Source organism: Coleofasciculus sp. A1-SPW-01 (assembly GCF_040217205.1).
Classification (GTDB): domain Bacteria; phylum Cyanobacteriota; class Cyanobacteriia; order Cyanobacteriales; family Coleofasciculaceae; genus Coleofasciculus; species Coleofasciculus chthonoplastes_A.
The window spans coordinates 1-14,551 of record NZ_JAVJNP010000104.1; the positions used below are offsets into that span (position 1 = coordinate 1).

Below are 14,551 nucleotides of genomic sequence, written 5' to 3' on the forward strand. Positions count from 1 at the left end.
CGGCTTGCTCGAATATTCACTGCCTTCTGTATCGGAGAGAAATTCAATGACAATTCCTGGAATATCCCCTTGCAGGTGTGGCGTATAACTGCGGCGGACAATCTCTTGGGATACATTAATCCGAGGTACATACATCCAATCAGGAGCTTCTACAACCATCTTGCCATCTAACCGAGCGCAGACACCGTAATTTGTGGCGACGAGCATCGTTTCTTGCAATCGCCCGGTTTGTTCTAAACTGTCGCTGAGTGCGGCGGCTAATGTCGGCTGATCAATATTGTCCACAGGATCATCAGGTAAGGGAAAATCATCGGGTAGCTTCTCCCAGGTAATTTTCGGCTGAGTTGTTACCGTCGTCATCAGGTATCATCTCCCTGCATTCATTATGATTAATCAGATTCAACCTGCGATCGCGCTTTCGATTCATTATTATAACGCTCTCCCGAATCTTCTAAGAATTGTCCATGTTCTGGGTTCCCTCTCTCTTTGAAAGTTGTGAATTATCCAGACGCGATCGCTAATCTCCTGTAAGAGCGTATATGTTTCATGGGTTACGCGATCGCTATGTCCCCTTCTTCTCCGCCAGAACCCCCATCTCCTCTCGATTTGGATGAGTGGATTGCGATTCTTGTGACATTGACAACGATTGGCGGTATTTTCTATTGGGCGATGGGTAAAGAACAAAAGCAGCAAATTCTGCAAGATTTGGGGTTTTCTCCGCCTTCGCCTCAACCTGACTCCACGCCGGAATCTCCGCCACCCACTAAACCCACGCCGACGACTCCTGAGTTATCGGAGTCTGAGAGAATATCTCGCCAGGAGGCTGAGGTAAAGGGAAACAGGGATGCAGGAAAGCAAGGGAGAATGAAAGCTGATTCAACACCTCCAACACATCAGGAACCCTCATCTCCAACGCCAACTACACCCACTCCCTCAGTAGAATTTTCAGATGTACCCGATGAATTTTGGGCAAAAAATGCGATCGCAGCGTTGGCGAAACAGAATATTGTGGTGGGTTTCCCTGAGGGTGAGTTTAAACCGCAGCGATTTGCTACCCGTGGCGAGTTAGCGGTGATGTTACAGCAGGTATTTAAGCCCAAATCCAAGCAACGTGCGATCGCATTTAAGGATTTACCGCCAAATTACTGGGGTGATGCAGCAATTAAGGCGGTGGCTAAAGCGGGAATTATTATTGGATACCCGGATCATAAATTTCGTCCCAATCAACCCATTACCCGTGCAGAAGCCTTAGTGGTTTTGGCTAAAGCCCTGAACCTGAAACCCCCATCCGAACCCAGTAAAACTTTACAAAAGTACGCAGATAGTAACAAAATACCCGATTACGCGATCGCCAACGTTGCGGCGGCGGTAAAAGCGGGTTTAGTCACTGGCTATCCTCGAGGAAATTTGCTCAATCCCAATAAACCAGCTACCCGTGCTGAACTTGCGGCGATGCTTCATCAAGCGAAATTTTTAACAGTTTCTATCCGTTGATCCGTACTGTAGGGGCACCATCCTTGCGCCCTGCATTTGAGGATGCTTCGCTTTTTTGGCAGGGGGGAACGAGGGGGGTCGGGAGAAGGGGTTAGGGGATGAGGGTGAAAAGCTTGCCAGTCGTGCTTTTGGCGCTTAAGTTGACACCAATGGCACGCTGTGCGCCCCTACGGGAAAATTTTGGCGTCTGTCTAATGTATCGAAATCCTGGTGTATTCGATTGACTGATCCCAAAAAGTTACAATATTTCACATTGATGCTCAAGTAATTTCAGCCACTTATGGTATTTTGGGTAAGTCTGATTATTCCACAGGGGTACAACAATAGAGATAGAATATGTCATCGATATTTTCCGAAAAATGAAGCATAATAAAATCTCGTCGTTGAACCACAATAACAACATAGAAAACTGGGAAAATCTAGTTAAGCAAGTTGTATCACAACAGGCTTGGCTTGCCAGTGCCTCTTGCCAAGAACTGTCTAGTATTCAAGAAGCAACATCGGCTGTGCGAGTCGCTGCCTATTGGTATCATTTCAGTGTTTTTGCCGCCGATTTTCTCTGTTTAGCCCTATCCTTGCTGCAAAATCATCGGAATCGCAGCTATGTCGCCCAAACCGTTAATGAAGAATTGGGGAATGGAGTGCCAGATCAGGTTCACTCGGTTCTACTGCTAGAGGCATATAAGAAAGCGGGTATGGATAAAAACGACATACTGGCTTATCCAACAATTGAACTGGATCAAGTTCTGGAACCCTTTAGACAACGACTACTCGAAGCCAAGAATGACTATGAGATTGCCGGATTTTTTCTCGGTTTCGAGCTTTTGGCGGAACACAATATCTCTCATGTATTTGAATGTTTGCAGCCTGATCAGTGTAGTCGGGAAGAATTACGACAGACTGCCTATTTCCAAGAACATTTCCAAGTTGAGCCGGAACACATTAAACGGGCGATAACTATGGGGATGAATTCCTGCTCTGACGAGCATCAGATTAAATCAATGCTTGACACCTTTCATCACAGCATTGCCTTCTGGAATCGTTTCTGGCAAGTCGTACACCAGGATGTTCTAGAGTCAAATAGTTTTCAACTAAAACCAACAGTAACCAGTTCCCGTGAGCCGGTACTCGCCACAACCTAAACACCTGGTAATGGAATTCAATTATGGATCTGGGATTAAAGAATCGGGTAGCCTTAGTTTGTGCCAGTAGCCAAGGATTAGGAAAAGCGATCGCGAAATCTCTAGCTCAAGAAGGAGCAATTGTCGCTCTATGCAGTCGCAACCCGAAAACCCTGGAAGACACTCGTCAAACCTTAGCCGCTGAAACTCAGGGCAAGATTATCGGTGTCGTTGCCGATTTGAGTGTGAAGTCGGATATAGAACGACTTCTGGAAACCGTACAAACTCAACTCGGTGCCATCAATATCTTGGTGAATAATACGGGCAACCCACCCGCTGGTTATCTTTCCCAATTAAAGGATTCCGATTGGGATAATGCCTATCAGCTTGTACTAATGAGTGCCATTCGACTCATAAAAGGGGTGGTACCCAGTATGAGCGATCGCGGTTGGGGGCGCATCATTAATATTGCCACCAGCGCCGTCGAACAACCCAGAGGCGATCTGTTGATTTCCACAACCTTCCGAGCCGGATTAGCCGCTTTTAGTCGTGCGATCGCGGCAGAGTTGGCGGAACATAATGTGCTAATTCATACCGTTTGTCCGGGAGTAATTGCCACAGGTGCGATGTTGAACCTAGCCGAAAACATGGCGGCGGCGACAGAAATTTCGGTGGAAACTGCTAGAGATCAATTAGCATTTGGTGTTCCCATGGCACGGATGGGAACACCGGCAGAAGTCGCCGCTTTAGTGACGTGTTTGGCATCCGATCAACTCAGTTACATGACAGGACAAACCATTACCATCGATGGCGGAAAACTAACCGTTTCCCTCAAAAGTGCCTATGCAGAAGCTTCCCGAAACCTTTCTCAGGAATAACCTGTGACGTTTAATCAAAAACCATGAATCTGACGCAACAATCACCCCTCTCAAATTCAATCCTTGAGTCAAACCAACCCCTGATCACCTCTCGCCCCCTCTCTGTCGAGCAGGTAAACCAGTATCACGAAGATGGGTTTATTATCATCCCTCAATTTTTTGAGTCAGAGGAGATAGAGCCTTTACAACGATTACTCGAAAACGATCCAGATCTTAACGGTTACTGGACACAAAGAAATACCAATAAACAGGGTGATAACTTTCGGGTTTCGGTTTGGACAGAACTGGGAAACACCCTATTCGGCGTAATTCCTCGAATCGCTCGCATGGTTGATGCCACCGAAGCCTTACTCGGCGAACCCTGTTACCATTGGCACTCAAAAATTGTCAAAGTTCAGCCCGGAAACAGTGGTTTAGCATGGCATCAAGACTACGATCATTGGTATCAAGATGGCTGTCTGTTTCCCCAACTCCTCACTTGTACCATTGCCCTCAGCCCCACCAATAAAGATAATGGCTGTTTGCAAGTGATCAAGAAATCTCATTTACTGGGTCGGATTAATCATATAATCGTAGAAGATAAAGGATACCAGAATATTCCAGAATCCAAGCGATTAGCCAAAATATTGGAAAAATTTGAGGTAGTGTACTGCGAAATAGAACCCGGAGACGCTATATTTTTTCACGCCAACACCCTCCATGGTTCCGGTTTCAATGCTTCTGATACATCTCGTCTGTTAATGCACTGTTCTTATAACGCCGTTAATAATGTCCCCTTTATTCAAGAAGGGCAAGATCATCATCAATACCGCCCCCTAATTAAACTGCCGGATTCGATTATTAAAGAGGGTGGCTACGACTCAGTATGGCAGCAGCATGAATTCCACCCCAGCGAAACTGAGAATAGTTTAGGCAAAGGCGTATTTTATCGCCAAGCTTGGACATCATAAGTTGTAGAGACGTTGCATGCAACGTCTCTACTTAATTGCAGTCAAGGAAAGAACCCATGAATTGGAAAATAGGCAATGTTTCCATTACCCCAGTAATTGAACTCGATTTATCAGTAGACGAATCATTTAGCCTCCCCGATGCGACACCAGAAAACTTAGCCCCCGACTTCGACTGGCTCCAACCCCATTTTGTTGAGCCAGACGGTAAGCTCAAATTTAGAGTTCAGGCACTGCTGGTTGAATCATCAGGGCATAAAATTATCATTGATACCTGTGTGGGGAATGATAAACAACGCTCAGAGCCAGTCTTTAACCAACTCAATCAACCCTTTCTTGAAGATATAGCCAAATCAGGTTTTCAGCGTGAACAAGTGGATATCGTCGTCTGTACCCACTTGCACTATGATCATATCGGTTGGAATACGATGAACGTGAACGGGGAATGGATACCCACATTTCCCAATGCTCGCTATCTAATTACCCAGCCTGAATTTGACTATTGTCGGAATCAAAAGGACGATTTCTGGGCAAAAGCCTTTGGGGATTCTGTCGCACCCATCTTTGCTGCCGGATTGGTAGACTTAGTGGATTCTAATTATCAAATTACCCCAGAATTGCAACTAATCCCAACACCCGGTCATACTCCTGGACATTCTAGCGTCGCCATTTCCTCCCAAGGACAGAACGTTATGATTACAGGAGATATTATGCACCATCCCTGTCAATGTATGCACCCAGAATGGGAATGTGTTGCCGATACCTTTCCCCAGCAAGCCGAGACAACTCGACGAGAATTTCTCAACCATGTCAGCGACACAGATATTCTCGTCATTGGTACTCATTGGAGCGCTGCCAAACCTGTTAGAATTAGGCAACATAAAACAGCGTGGAAAGTACAAATTGATTAAGGCTTACGTAGGGTGCGTTAGCGAAGCGTAACGCACCGTGAACCGATGGTGTAGCTGTGTAATTGGCGCGTTTGGTTGTAGGGGCGGGTTTCACAGATAACTTATCACTACACACCGATAAATTGACTAAACCCGCCCCTACCAATTAATCTGAAAACTTCAACAAATCAACCAATTAAATGGAACACGGTACAGGAATCAAAGAGCTAGAACTTCTCAATATTGAATGGCAACTAGATCACCATTTTGCCAAAAAACAACATCGCCAACAAATCGTTAATGATTTGCAGCTAAAACCAGGAGATTGGGTGCTAGACTTAGGCTGTGGGGCTGGGCTTTGGTCTTCTATGTTTGCCGAAAAAGTCAAACCCAATGGGCGAGTCATTGGTGTAGATATCGACTCACGCTGGATTGAGTATGGGGAGCAAAATCTAGAGCAGAACCCACTCAAAGACATGATTGAATATCGCGTTGACGATTTAAGGAATCTCTCCTTTGCCCCGGAAACCTTTGATTTAGTGTTTATCAGCGGTTGTTCCCCGTATTTAGCCGATATTCACGCCGTCTTAGCCCAGCAAAAACAAATCACAAAAAAATGCGGCAGAATTGCCGATCGCAGCTGGGATGATGGTATGTTTATTGTGCATCCGATTAGCCCTTATTTATCGGGCAAAGTTATGTTAGCCGTTGCCCAAGCCTTTGAAGAAAGAACCCCAGAACACTATTTTGATAACTATTTTGGGCGAAAATCCCATAGTATTTTTCGACAGACTGGATTTGCCGACATTTCTACTACATCCTATGCCCTACAGCTACTGCCGCCGCTCTCGCCCGCTGCCAAGCATTACATCACAGGAAATGCCCAACTGTATACAAAAATTGCCGCCCCCTATCTTTCCCAGGCAGAGCTAAATCAATGGAGTGGATATTTTGACCCCCATTCTGACACCTATATCCTCGATCGCGATGATTTCTATTACGGTATGTTGGAAGTCTTAACCGTCGGCACGGTTTAAATTAAATCCGTTGCTCGCCATAAACCTAACCCGGTTAGATTGTGTAAACTCCCCCGGAATCCTCACAAATGACAAATGACAAAGGACAAATGACCACACCAAGCCTAGATTATACTATCACCCATCGTTTTCCCGGTGTTGAGATTAGCGATCGCGAATGGGAAACCCTGATTGAGCTTGCCAGTTGGCAATGCATCCCGGAATTCCCTCGCCGTGGCAGAATGGCATGGCATAAATTGGCACAGCCAGCGTCTTTAGTTGCCAATCCCGACTATCAACTCACAGCCGCCAAACTAAAAGGAGTAGGCGCTTGGAATCCCCCCGATACCAGTCGTCATCGAGATCCACTCTTGGATTCCTTTACCGAAACTCCCATTCCCCCCACCACGAAACCCCTAGAAAGTTTTGCCACCTATCCCCATTTCGGCTTCAACTCAGAAGGAGACTACACCTTTGTTTATAGTGATCCGGCTCCCGTTGGTGGGATTCTCCACAGTCGCGCTCTCCTGGAGTATCGTAGTGCCGAAATTCTAGTGGAAAACGGTGTACCCACAATTGTTCCCCTAGCCGTGATTCAGTATGGAGATAATTATCGATTTCTGGGTAAACCTATGGGTGCAGTTATTTCTCTAGTACCCGATACAGCACCTTATCGGTTATCCCAAGTGCAGTTTGGTAGCGCTACTCAACGGGGTACGAATCCTGGTGCTGATGATTATTATGACCGCATTCGTAAATCTTTAGGGATTGAAGGTGATCCAACTCATGAAACCACTCGGTTAGAAACCATTAATCGTCTTGCCCGAAAAATTGGCAAAAGTATGCATGACTTTACCCTAGCTGGATTATACCGATATTCCCCGGAATGGTCAAATTTTGAGTACGATTTTGAACGCCAAGAGGTACTCTTTACCGACTTAGATTCCACGCGACAAATGGCAGAAATACCAGCAGAGTTTCGTACCTTGCAAGCCTTACGAGAATTAGGTTCTGTGGTATACCGAACCGTGGCTAAATTTGGCACTCCTGCGGTGTTGGGAATTTATACCCTAAATAATCTCCTGACATACGATCCACTCTTTGAGTTGATTAGCGGCTATTTTCCCCAGGCGACGGCGGCGGAAATTAAGCCAATTACTAAGATGTTGTGGAATTGTTTTATTCCTTACCTTTTCTTACTCAATAAATATAAACAAGAAATTAATCACGATTGGTCTTCAGAAAGACGCCGCAGTTATAAAATGGATCATGATTTGTTCTATATCCTCGCCATGACAAGTTTATATCCCCTATTCCGCCAGTCTGATATCTTTCACCGCTATCCATCAACTCTAACCCTGGAAAACCTGATGCAGAAAGCACAAGTTTATTTGGGTGAACGTTACGAATATTTCTTATACCTATTCGATCAAAAAACATCCATTGTGTAGAGACGCGCCATGGCGCGTCTCTACAACCCCATAGAGGAAACCCTCAATGCCAACCATCTTAGAACGATATCAACAGCAGTTTCAAAACCACAGAAACCTAGCACAACAGGCAAATCAGATCTTTCCTGATGGCATCACCAGTGATGGGCGCTATACCGAACCCTTCCCTATTTACATCCAACAAGCCCAAGGGTCAAAAAAAACGGGAATCTGTGGCAAAGAATTGATCGACTATTGGGGCGGAAATGGCGCATTATTGCTCGGACATAATCCCCCAGAAATTGTTGCCGCAGTAACCCAACAAATCCAAAACGGAACCCACTATAGCGCCTGTCATTCCCTGGAAATCGAATGGGCAAACTTGGTGATGGAATTAATCCCTTCCGCCGAACGAGTACGGTTTACTAATTCGGGAACGGAAGCCAATTTACTGGCAATTCGACTCGCACGCACCTACACTGGTAAAAAAAAGCTAATCAGATTTGTTGGACATTATCACGGGTGGCATGATTCCGTGATTTTAGGTGCCAATGAAACACCAGAATCGGGAATTTCTCAGAGTATTAGCGACATGACAATTGTTTGTCCACCCAACGATATTCATGCCGTGGAAAAATGGTTACAAACTGACCCCGATATTGCTGGTATTATTTTAGAACCCACAGGGGCTTGTTCTGGGGTAATTCCCACAACGGGTAAGTTTCTATCTCAGTTACGAGAACTCACCCAATATTATGGTGTACTATTAATTTTCGATGAAATTATCACCGGATTTCGGATTGCTCCCGGCGGTGCCCAAGCCTATTATCAGGTGATGCCAGATTTAACGACCTTGGCAAAGGTGTTGGCGGGGGGATTACCCGGAGGTGCGGTAGTGGGAAAAACGGAGATTTTAAACTTAATTTCTAAACGGGAACAGGCTAAACTAGCCCAAGGGAAAAAAGTCTCCCATTTAGGCACATTCAACGCCAACCCATTATCGGCAGCAGCGGGAATTGCTATGTTAAAAATTGTGAAAACGGGTGAACCTCAAGCCCAGGTTGAGCAACTTGCCAAAACCCTGCGTCGGGGGTTAAATGATATTATTGACCAACACCATCTTGATTGGGTGGTATATGGTGAATTTTCTTGTATCAAGTTCCTAATTGGACATCAGGTTCATCACCTGAAAACGGCTGATTTTGACCCGTATCAGTGGAATTTTTGCCAGTTAATGCGTCGGGGTAACCCAGAACTGCGTCAACGTTTGCGCCAGGGTTTGTTACTCTCTGGAGTCGATATTTCCCTAAGCAGTGTCACCATGACAGCCCATTCAGCCGCAGATATCGAACAAACCATTGCCGCATTTGCTCAGACAATTGACTGGATGAAAGCAGATGGTTTAATTTAAAATAAGATAAATTAAAACTGTGAGATTTAATTATGATCCAAGATGTCTTTCCCCAAGTGCCAGAACGCCCAATATTATATGATTGGTTGTACCAAAAAACGACTAAAGACATTGAAATGTATTGTCGTTTAACTGAAGGACATGAGTCTATCCTGGAATGTGCTGTAGGCACCGGTAGACTGGCAATTCCTTTAGCCGAAAAGGGGCGAATTGTCCATGGCATCGATTACTCTGCGGCGATGCTGCAAAAATTCAAAGATAAACTGTCCGATATCCCAGAAACAACCCGCAACCGAATACATTTATATCAGGCTGATATGCGGAATTTTGATTTAAATCAAAAATTTACTTTTGTATTTGTTCCCTTTGGCAGTTTTGTCTATCTCTTGACAATTGAAGACCAAAAATCATGCCTAAATTGCCTGCGGCGACATCTTGCCGATGGGGGTACGTTAGTGATTGATCTGCCCACCTGGGAAGAAGCACGAGATGAGAAGTGGTTGAATAATGATCCGGCGCTGATGAAAGTTAAACAGGCAATTAACCCAGAAACAGGAAACACAACGGAAATGTGGAGTACGTTTCGTTTCGACTCATCCACCCAGATTATGGAACAAGATAGACATTACCGAATTTATGCTCACGACGGCTGTTTAGAACGGGAACAAGTGGTATTATGGAAAAGTCGCTTTTTCTTCCTGGGTGAGTTCCAATTGTTACTAGAAACCTGTGGGTTGAAAATTTCCCAAGTTTACGGGGATTTTCAATTTGGGGCTTATGGACATGGTAGCGAGGTAGCCGTCGTTGTGATCAAAGGAACCTAAATTCTCATCCCAACCTAGTGCAAGAAGGCAGAAGTCCGAAGGCAGAGGGCAGAAGGCTATAAGACTTATGGTAGCTGCTTTCAAGGAGCTTGTTAACTGGTTAGTTATTTCTGCCGCGCTGCACTAGTCAAATCTTACAATAAGTAGGTGGACATAATTAACGTGAACGGTGAAGATCGTCATTTGTCATTCGTCATTCGTCATTTGTTATTTGTAAGGGTTTGAGGCTTGTTTACTTGCACTTAGTATGGGGCTGTTTTCTTTTGTCCGACTACTTGGTGCAAAGATAGCGATTAAATACCAGACTATGCGATCGCTAACGTCGCGGCGGCAATAAACCGATTACCTATAGCGTGAAAATTCGCGATCGCCTTCCCCAAAAAACGTCACAATCATCCCTCTCTCTCGTTAAGTTGAATGTCACTGACTTAAAGCGGGTGGGCAATGCCCACCCTACGGTATATCAAGGGTTTTGGCGATCTCATAATGCTTATTTCAGTGCCATTCCTCTTAAGTTGAAGTGAGTTTAGGTATTAACTGAAAAAGAGCGAAAAGAATTTATATTTCCGTGTTGACAAAGATTCTTCGTCCCTAGACCCAGCTTGCTTGGACAGAAGATTCTAGCACAAAAATCCAAGCCGTCCTGGAAGGTGTTCTTAAGCCTGTCGAAGGACGGGGAGCCTGAACCCAAACTTCCGGTCAAATTGTCGCCAGAGTGCTACATTAGTTGTAATCGTAAACAAATGTAAAGCTTCTGATTAGTAAAACGCTAACTGTGGACAAAACCGCAGTGTGAGCATTTTTGATTCAACCAAGCGAATATGGAAACTAGGAGTTCAAACACCATGAGCCAAGTGATAGCCAACGAACACCTAATGCGAGACGATTTACAACAGTCTCTAGAGCGTCATCATATCAATCCCGCTACATTGAGTACGTTTCAGCGAATTTTGCTAACCACCGATGGCACGTTAACTAATATTCTGGAAGCGTATCTGTTTGAACAGATCCAGGTTGTCAAAATCTCCCAAAATCTTATCCCCATTCCCAAATCACTTCCGATTATGGAATTAGTGGAGGGGACGGACGTGATTGATAGACGCATCTTACTGCAAGGACGCATCAGTCGTAAAAACTATATTTACGCGGAATCCATCTTGGTTCCCGAACGCCTGGATGATAATTTTAGACATGAATTGTTTAAAACCAAAACCCCCATTGGTAAGATTTGGTTGGAGCAAAAGGTGGAAACCTTCAAAGAAATTTTGGATTCTGCAAAAGAACCAGCTCAGGATTTAGCCAAGTATTTTACAATTGAACCGAGTGACAATCTCCTCTCTCGTACCTATCGGGTATTTACCAATGGCAAACCTGTAATGATGATTACAGAAAAGTTTCCGGAGAGCTATTTTATCAACAGTGTGTGATGTCTTGCAAAGGACATAAATAAGGTGCTAGAAGACCAACTTGCTGGTAAAAAACTACATCTAAGGTCAGGAGTAGATTTGCAGGTATGTCATTCTCCGGGGGTGACACCTGCAATAGTTTTTATTCACGGCGGCTTAGGAAATAGATATAACTGGCGCTCGCAGTACGAATTCTTTGCTCAGCAAGGTAGGGAGGTGTTAGCCTACGATTTAGCTGGACACGGAGAGTCTACACCTTATCAACGTTACTCTTTAGGCAGACACAGGCGGGACTTAAATCGCTTGTTAAAACACCTGCACATTAAGTCTCCTCTCCTCTGCTGTCATAGCTATGGCGTACCCCTCGGTTTAGAATGGGCCAGGAAACATCCGGTACAAGGTTTGGTTTTAATTGCGGGAGGAACTCACGATCTTGCCCCTTGGTGGGAAATTCCCTTGATGAAGTTTTTCGCTTGGGGAGGGAGATATCTTTATTATTTACCAGGAGTTCAGTCCCTAACCAACCACCTATCAAGCGATCACACTGGAAAAAAGATCGAACGTTTTTTTGCTGAAAGCCCTGTTCCCACAGAACCTCATCCCTATAAAGCTTTAGAAATATTCTGGGATTATAACTTTTTTACCCGCAATCGCTCCTCTGTTAAGTTTCAGTTTCCAGTTTTAGTGATTAGTGGCGGGAAAGACCCTATGTTTACTAAGACAATGGGAGTAGAACTAGCCGCTGTCTTTCCTTTAGGGCAACATCTACACTTACCAGAAGCTGGGCATTTACTCATAGGAGAATACCCTGATCTGGTTAATAGAGTGATCGCCGATTTATTATGAAATTAATCAAATCAGCAGTTTAAGCAAGCTGGATTATAATAACTATTATACCTTTTTTAGGCTTAAATGCTTTCATCTATTAACCTTGAATGAAATCTATCAAACCTTTACCTTTCTGGACTAAAGCTGGATTGGCTTTTCCCATATTATTTCTCAATGGCTGGCTATTCATTATTGTTGTTGAATATTTTCAGTCACTGATTACCGTTGGCATAATCTCAACCTTATTAGCTTTTGTTTTAAGTTATTTTGTTGAGTTACTTACTAGATAGTGAGTTTATTGGTCGCTTTAACTAGCTTTTGGTTAGGGGTTAGAGTGTTGGTTGTAGCCATAATTATTGAGCAAATTATTGAAAATGTGATTGCTCCACGGTTGTTAGGAGGCTTCACGGGTCTTAATCCAGTGTGGCTTTTGGTTTCTTTGTTAATTGGGGCAAAAATTGGCGGTGTTGTTGGACTATTAATTGCTGTACCGATGGCAGGTTTTATTAAAAGTACAGCAACAGTCTGGAAAACGCAAAAAAGACCCCTTCTCTAAAGAGTATAATTATATTATGCGGATGATTAATTAGTCAAAACTCACGAGGATAAATAAATTAAATGGGCAATCGTCAAATTCAAAAAATAGGAGTTTATTTAGCTGTACTACTAACTGCTTTAGTGGGAATTGTCAACCTGCTTTCTTCTGTTACCCCTAGCTTAGAAGATCGAGTAGTTTTGCTTAAAGAAGTTTTGCCTTTTGAAGTGCGAGCTAGCAGTCATATTTTTGCGGCACTGAGTGGCTTTTTCCTTCTGGCTTTAGCTACTAACCTCCTCCGACGCAAGCGAGTTGCCTGGTTACTCACTGTTATCTTTTTAATTATTTCTATTATCTCTCACTTACTCAAAGGATTAGATTTTGAGGAGAGTTTGCTTTCAGTGTTACTACTGCTGCAATTGCTTGTCATGCGGTCTCTATTTACTGCTCGCTCTGATCCACCTTCTATTGCTCAAGGAGTCAGGGTTTTAATCGGTGCATTACTTTTCACTTTAGCTTATAGTACAGCAGGCTTCTTTCTTCTTGATCGCCAATACAATGTTAACTTTAGTTTGCCCGGTGCCATCCTCCAAACCTTGGCAATGTTTTTTACCTTTGATAATGCTGGAATGCAAGCAAATACCCGCTTCGGACGCTTCTTTGCTGATTCAATTTATCTGGTCGGAGCCGTAACTCTATTAACCGCTTTATTCATGTTACTGCGTCCAGTTTTACTAAGGGGTTTGCCGGCTTCAAGCCAGGAAAGAAAACTGGCTCAAGCAATTGTTGCAGACTACGGACAGTCTTCTTTAGCAAGATTTACTTTATTTAATGACAAAGCCTATTATTTTAGTCCTTCAGGACGTAGTTTCATTGCCTATGTACCAAAGGGTAGAGGTGCAATTGCTTTAGGAGATCCCATTGGACCGAAGGAAGACCGTAAAGAAACCATTATCAGCTTCCAAGAATTTTGCCAACGCAATGATTGGTATCCTGCTTTTTACCAAACTCTACCAGAGGATTTGGAAATCTACCAATCTTTGGGTTTTAAGGTATTAACTATTGGTCAAGAAGCCATTGTCGATCTTAAGGCTTTTACCTTGCAAGGCAAAGCGGGTAAAAATTTCAGGACGACGATGAATCGTTTTGCAAGGTTGGGATATGAGGTCAATTTTTATCAACCTTCTATTGCTAATGAATTACTCAAAGAACTGCGAGTTATTAGTGATGAGTGGTTGAAGATGATGCAGGGTTCAGAAAAACAATTTTCTCTCGGTTGGTTTGATGATAACTATCTAAGAGAGTGTGAAATTGCTGCTGTGCGTAACTCAGGGGGAGAGATAACTGCTTTTGCTAATGTTGTCCCGGAGTATCAGTTAAATGAAATTACTATCGACTTGATGCGTAAGCGGACAGAGGTAGAAAATGGTACGATGGATTTTCTCTTTATCTCTCTGTTTCAGCATTTTAAAGAGCAGGGCTATGACAGTTTTAACTTAGGTTTATCAGCACTTTCTGGAGTTGGTGAACATAAAAAATCTCCACGTCTGGAAAAAGCTTTACATTACCTATATGAACACTTAAATCAATTTTATAATTTTCAGGGCTTACATACATTTAAAGATAAATTCCATCCCCATTGGGAACCTCGCTATTTGGTTTATCCTAGTGCAACAGCTTTACCAGAAGTAGTCGTCGCTTTAATAAGAGCAGATTCAGGCGATCGCTTACTAGACTACTTTAAACCAGGCAATTAATCAGTCATAAAATT

General features: G+C 43.7%; 12 protein-coding genes and 2 pseudogenes. 13 read left to right on the plus strand and 1 reads right to left on the minus strand.

Annotated elements, in window-relative coordinates:
* Nucleotides 1-360, minus strand: a pseudogene (locus RH949_RS15860) (Uma2 family endonuclease); the annotation flags it as partial.
* A 186-nt stretch (nucleotides 361-546) separates the two neighbouring features.
* Here RH949_RS15860 and RH949_RS15865 point away from each other — a divergent pair.
* The 13 genes and pseudogenes from RH949_RS15865 (at nucleotide 547) to RH949_RS15925 (ending at nucleotide 14,537) form a co-directional block, all read left to right on the plus strand.
* Nucleotides 547-1,494 (plus strand): S-layer homology domain-containing protein, encoded by a 948-nt coding sequence (locus RH949_RS15865; RefSeq protein ID WP_446354417.1) that lies wholly within the window; start codon nucleotides 547-549, stop codon nucleotides 1,492-1,494.
* 359 nt (nucleotides 1,495-1,853) lie between these two features.
* Nucleotides 1,854-2,636 (plus strand): iron-containing redox enzyme family protein, encoded by a 783-nt coding sequence (locus tag RH949_RS15870; protein WP_446354419.1) that lies wholly within the window; start codon nucleotides 1,854-1,856, stop codon nucleotides 2,634-2,636.
* 23 nt (nucleotides 2,637-2,659) lie between these two features.
* Nucleotides 2,660-3,493: an SDR family oxidoreductase gene (locus tag RH949_RS15875; protein ID WP_446354421.1), complete on the plus strand. Its 834-nt coding sequence runs from the start codon at nucleotides 2,660-2,662 to the stop codon at nucleotides 3,491-3,493.
* A 23-nt stretch (nucleotides 3,494-3,516) separates the two neighbouring features.
* Nucleotides 3,517-4,443 (plus strand): phytanoyl-CoA dioxygenase family protein, encoded by a 927-nt coding sequence (locus tag RH949_RS15880; RefSeq protein WP_446354423.1) that lies wholly within the window; start codon nucleotides 3,517-3,519, stop codon nucleotides 4,441-4,443.
* 56 nt (nucleotides 4,444-4,499) lie between these two features.
* On the plus strand, nucleotides 4,500-5,351 hold the full coding sequence (locus RH949_RS15885; protein WP_446354425.1) for an MBL fold metallo-hydrolase: 852 nt from the start codon (nucleotides 4,500-4,502) through the stop codon (nucleotides 5,349-5,351).
* A 179-nt stretch (nucleotides 5,352-5,530) separates the two neighbouring features.
* Nucleotides 5,531-6,367, plus strand: coding sequence for a class I SAM-dependent methyltransferase (locus RH949_RS15890; protein ID WP_446354427.1), 837 nt, complete (start codon nucleotides 5,531-5,533; stop codon nucleotides 6,365-6,367).
* 68 nt (nucleotides 6,368-6,435) lie between these two features.
* The gene (locus RH949_RS15895; RefSeq protein ID WP_446354429.1) at nucleotides 6,436-7,797 is read left to right on the plus strand and encodes an SET domain-containing protein; all 1,362 of its coding nucleotides are present in this window, start codon (nucleotides 6,436-6,438) and stop codon (nucleotides 7,795-7,797) included.
* A 46-nt stretch (nucleotides 7,798-7,843) separates the two neighbouring features.
* Nucleotides 7,844-9,187 (plus strand): aspartate aminotransferase family protein, encoded by a 1,344-nt coding sequence (locus RH949_RS15900; RefSeq protein ID WP_446354431.1) that lies wholly within the window; start codon nucleotides 7,844-7,846, stop codon nucleotides 9,185-9,187.
* A gap of 32 nt (nucleotides 9,188-9,219) precedes the next feature.
* Nucleotides 9,220-10,011, plus strand: a complete 792-nt coding sequence (locus RH949_RS15905) for a class I SAM-dependent DNA methyltransferase (RefSeq protein WP_006099252.1) — start codon at nucleotides 9,220-9,222, stop codon at nucleotides 10,009-10,011.
* An 845-nt stretch (nucleotides 10,012-10,856) separates the two neighbouring features.
* Complete coding sequence (locus RH949_RS15910; protein ID WP_446354434.1) at nucleotides 10,857-11,438, plus strand: chorismate--pyruvate lyase family protein; 582 nt, start codon at nucleotides 10,857-10,859, stop codon at nucleotides 11,436-11,438.
* A gap of 24 nt (nucleotides 11,439-11,462) precedes the next feature.
* Entirely contained in the window at nucleotides 11,463-12,263 is an 801-nt protein-coding gene (locus tag RH949_RS15915) for an alpha/beta fold hydrolase (protein ID WP_044205547.1), read from the plus strand.
* Between the two features lie 268 nt (nucleotides 12,264-12,531).
* A pseudogene (locus RH949_RS15920) lies at nucleotides 12,532-12,801 on the plus strand (AI-2E family transporter); the annotation flags it as partial.
* A 62-nt stretch (nucleotides 12,802-12,863) separates the two neighbouring features.
* Nucleotides 12,864-14,537: a phosphatidylglycerol lysyltransferase domain-containing protein gene (locus RH949_RS15925; RefSeq protein WP_446354436.1), complete on the plus strand. Its 1,674-nt coding sequence runs from the start codon at nucleotides 12,864-12,866 to the stop codon at nucleotides 14,535-14,537.
* Nucleotides 14,538-14,551 lie beyond the last annotated feature (14 nt).

Bases quoted from the DNA above. Each gene is read 5' to 3' on its own strand.
- RH949_RS15885 (WP_446354425.1), top strand. From the start codon at position 4,500: ATGAATTGGAAAATAGGCAATGTTTCCATTACCCCAGTAATTGAACTC.
- RH949_RS15900 (WP_446354431.1), top strand. From the start codon at position 7,844: ATGCCAACCATCTTAGAACGATATCAACAGCAGTTTCAAAACCACAGA.
- RH949_RS15870 (WP_446354419.1), top strand. From the start codon at position 1,854: ATGAAGCATAATAAAATCTCGTCGTTGAACCACAATAACAACATAGAA.
- RH949_RS15875 (WP_446354421.1), top strand. From the start codon at position 2,660: ATGGATCTGGGATTAAAGAATCGGGTAGCCTTAGTTTGTGCCAGTAGC.
- RH949_RS15925 (WP_446354436.1), top strand. From the start codon at position 12,864: ATGGGCAATCGTCAAATTCAAAAAATAGGAGTTTATTTAGCTGTACTA.
- RH949_RS15865 (WP_446354417.1), top strand. From the start codon at position 547: ATGGGTTACGCGATCGCTATGTCCCCTTCTTCTCCGCCAGAACCCCCA.
- RH949_RS15890 (WP_446354427.1), top strand. From the start codon at position 5,531: ATGGAACACGGTACAGGAATCAAAGAGCTAGAACTTCTCAATATTGAA.
- RH949_RS15905 (WP_006099252.1), top strand. From the start codon at position 9,220: ATGATCCAAGATGTCTTTCCCCAAGTGCCAGAACGCCCAATATTATAT.
- RH949_RS15910 (WP_446354434.1), top strand. From the start codon at position 10,857: ATGAGCCAAGTGATAGCCAACGAACACCTAATGCGAGACGATTTACAA.
- RH949_RS15895 (WP_446354429.1), top strand. From the start codon at position 6,436: ATGACAAATGACAAAGGACAAATGACCACACCAAGCCTAGATTATACT.
- RH949_RS15880 (WP_446354423.1), top strand. From the start codon at position 3,517: ATGAATCTGACGCAACAATCACCCCTCTCAAATTCAATCCTTGAGTCA.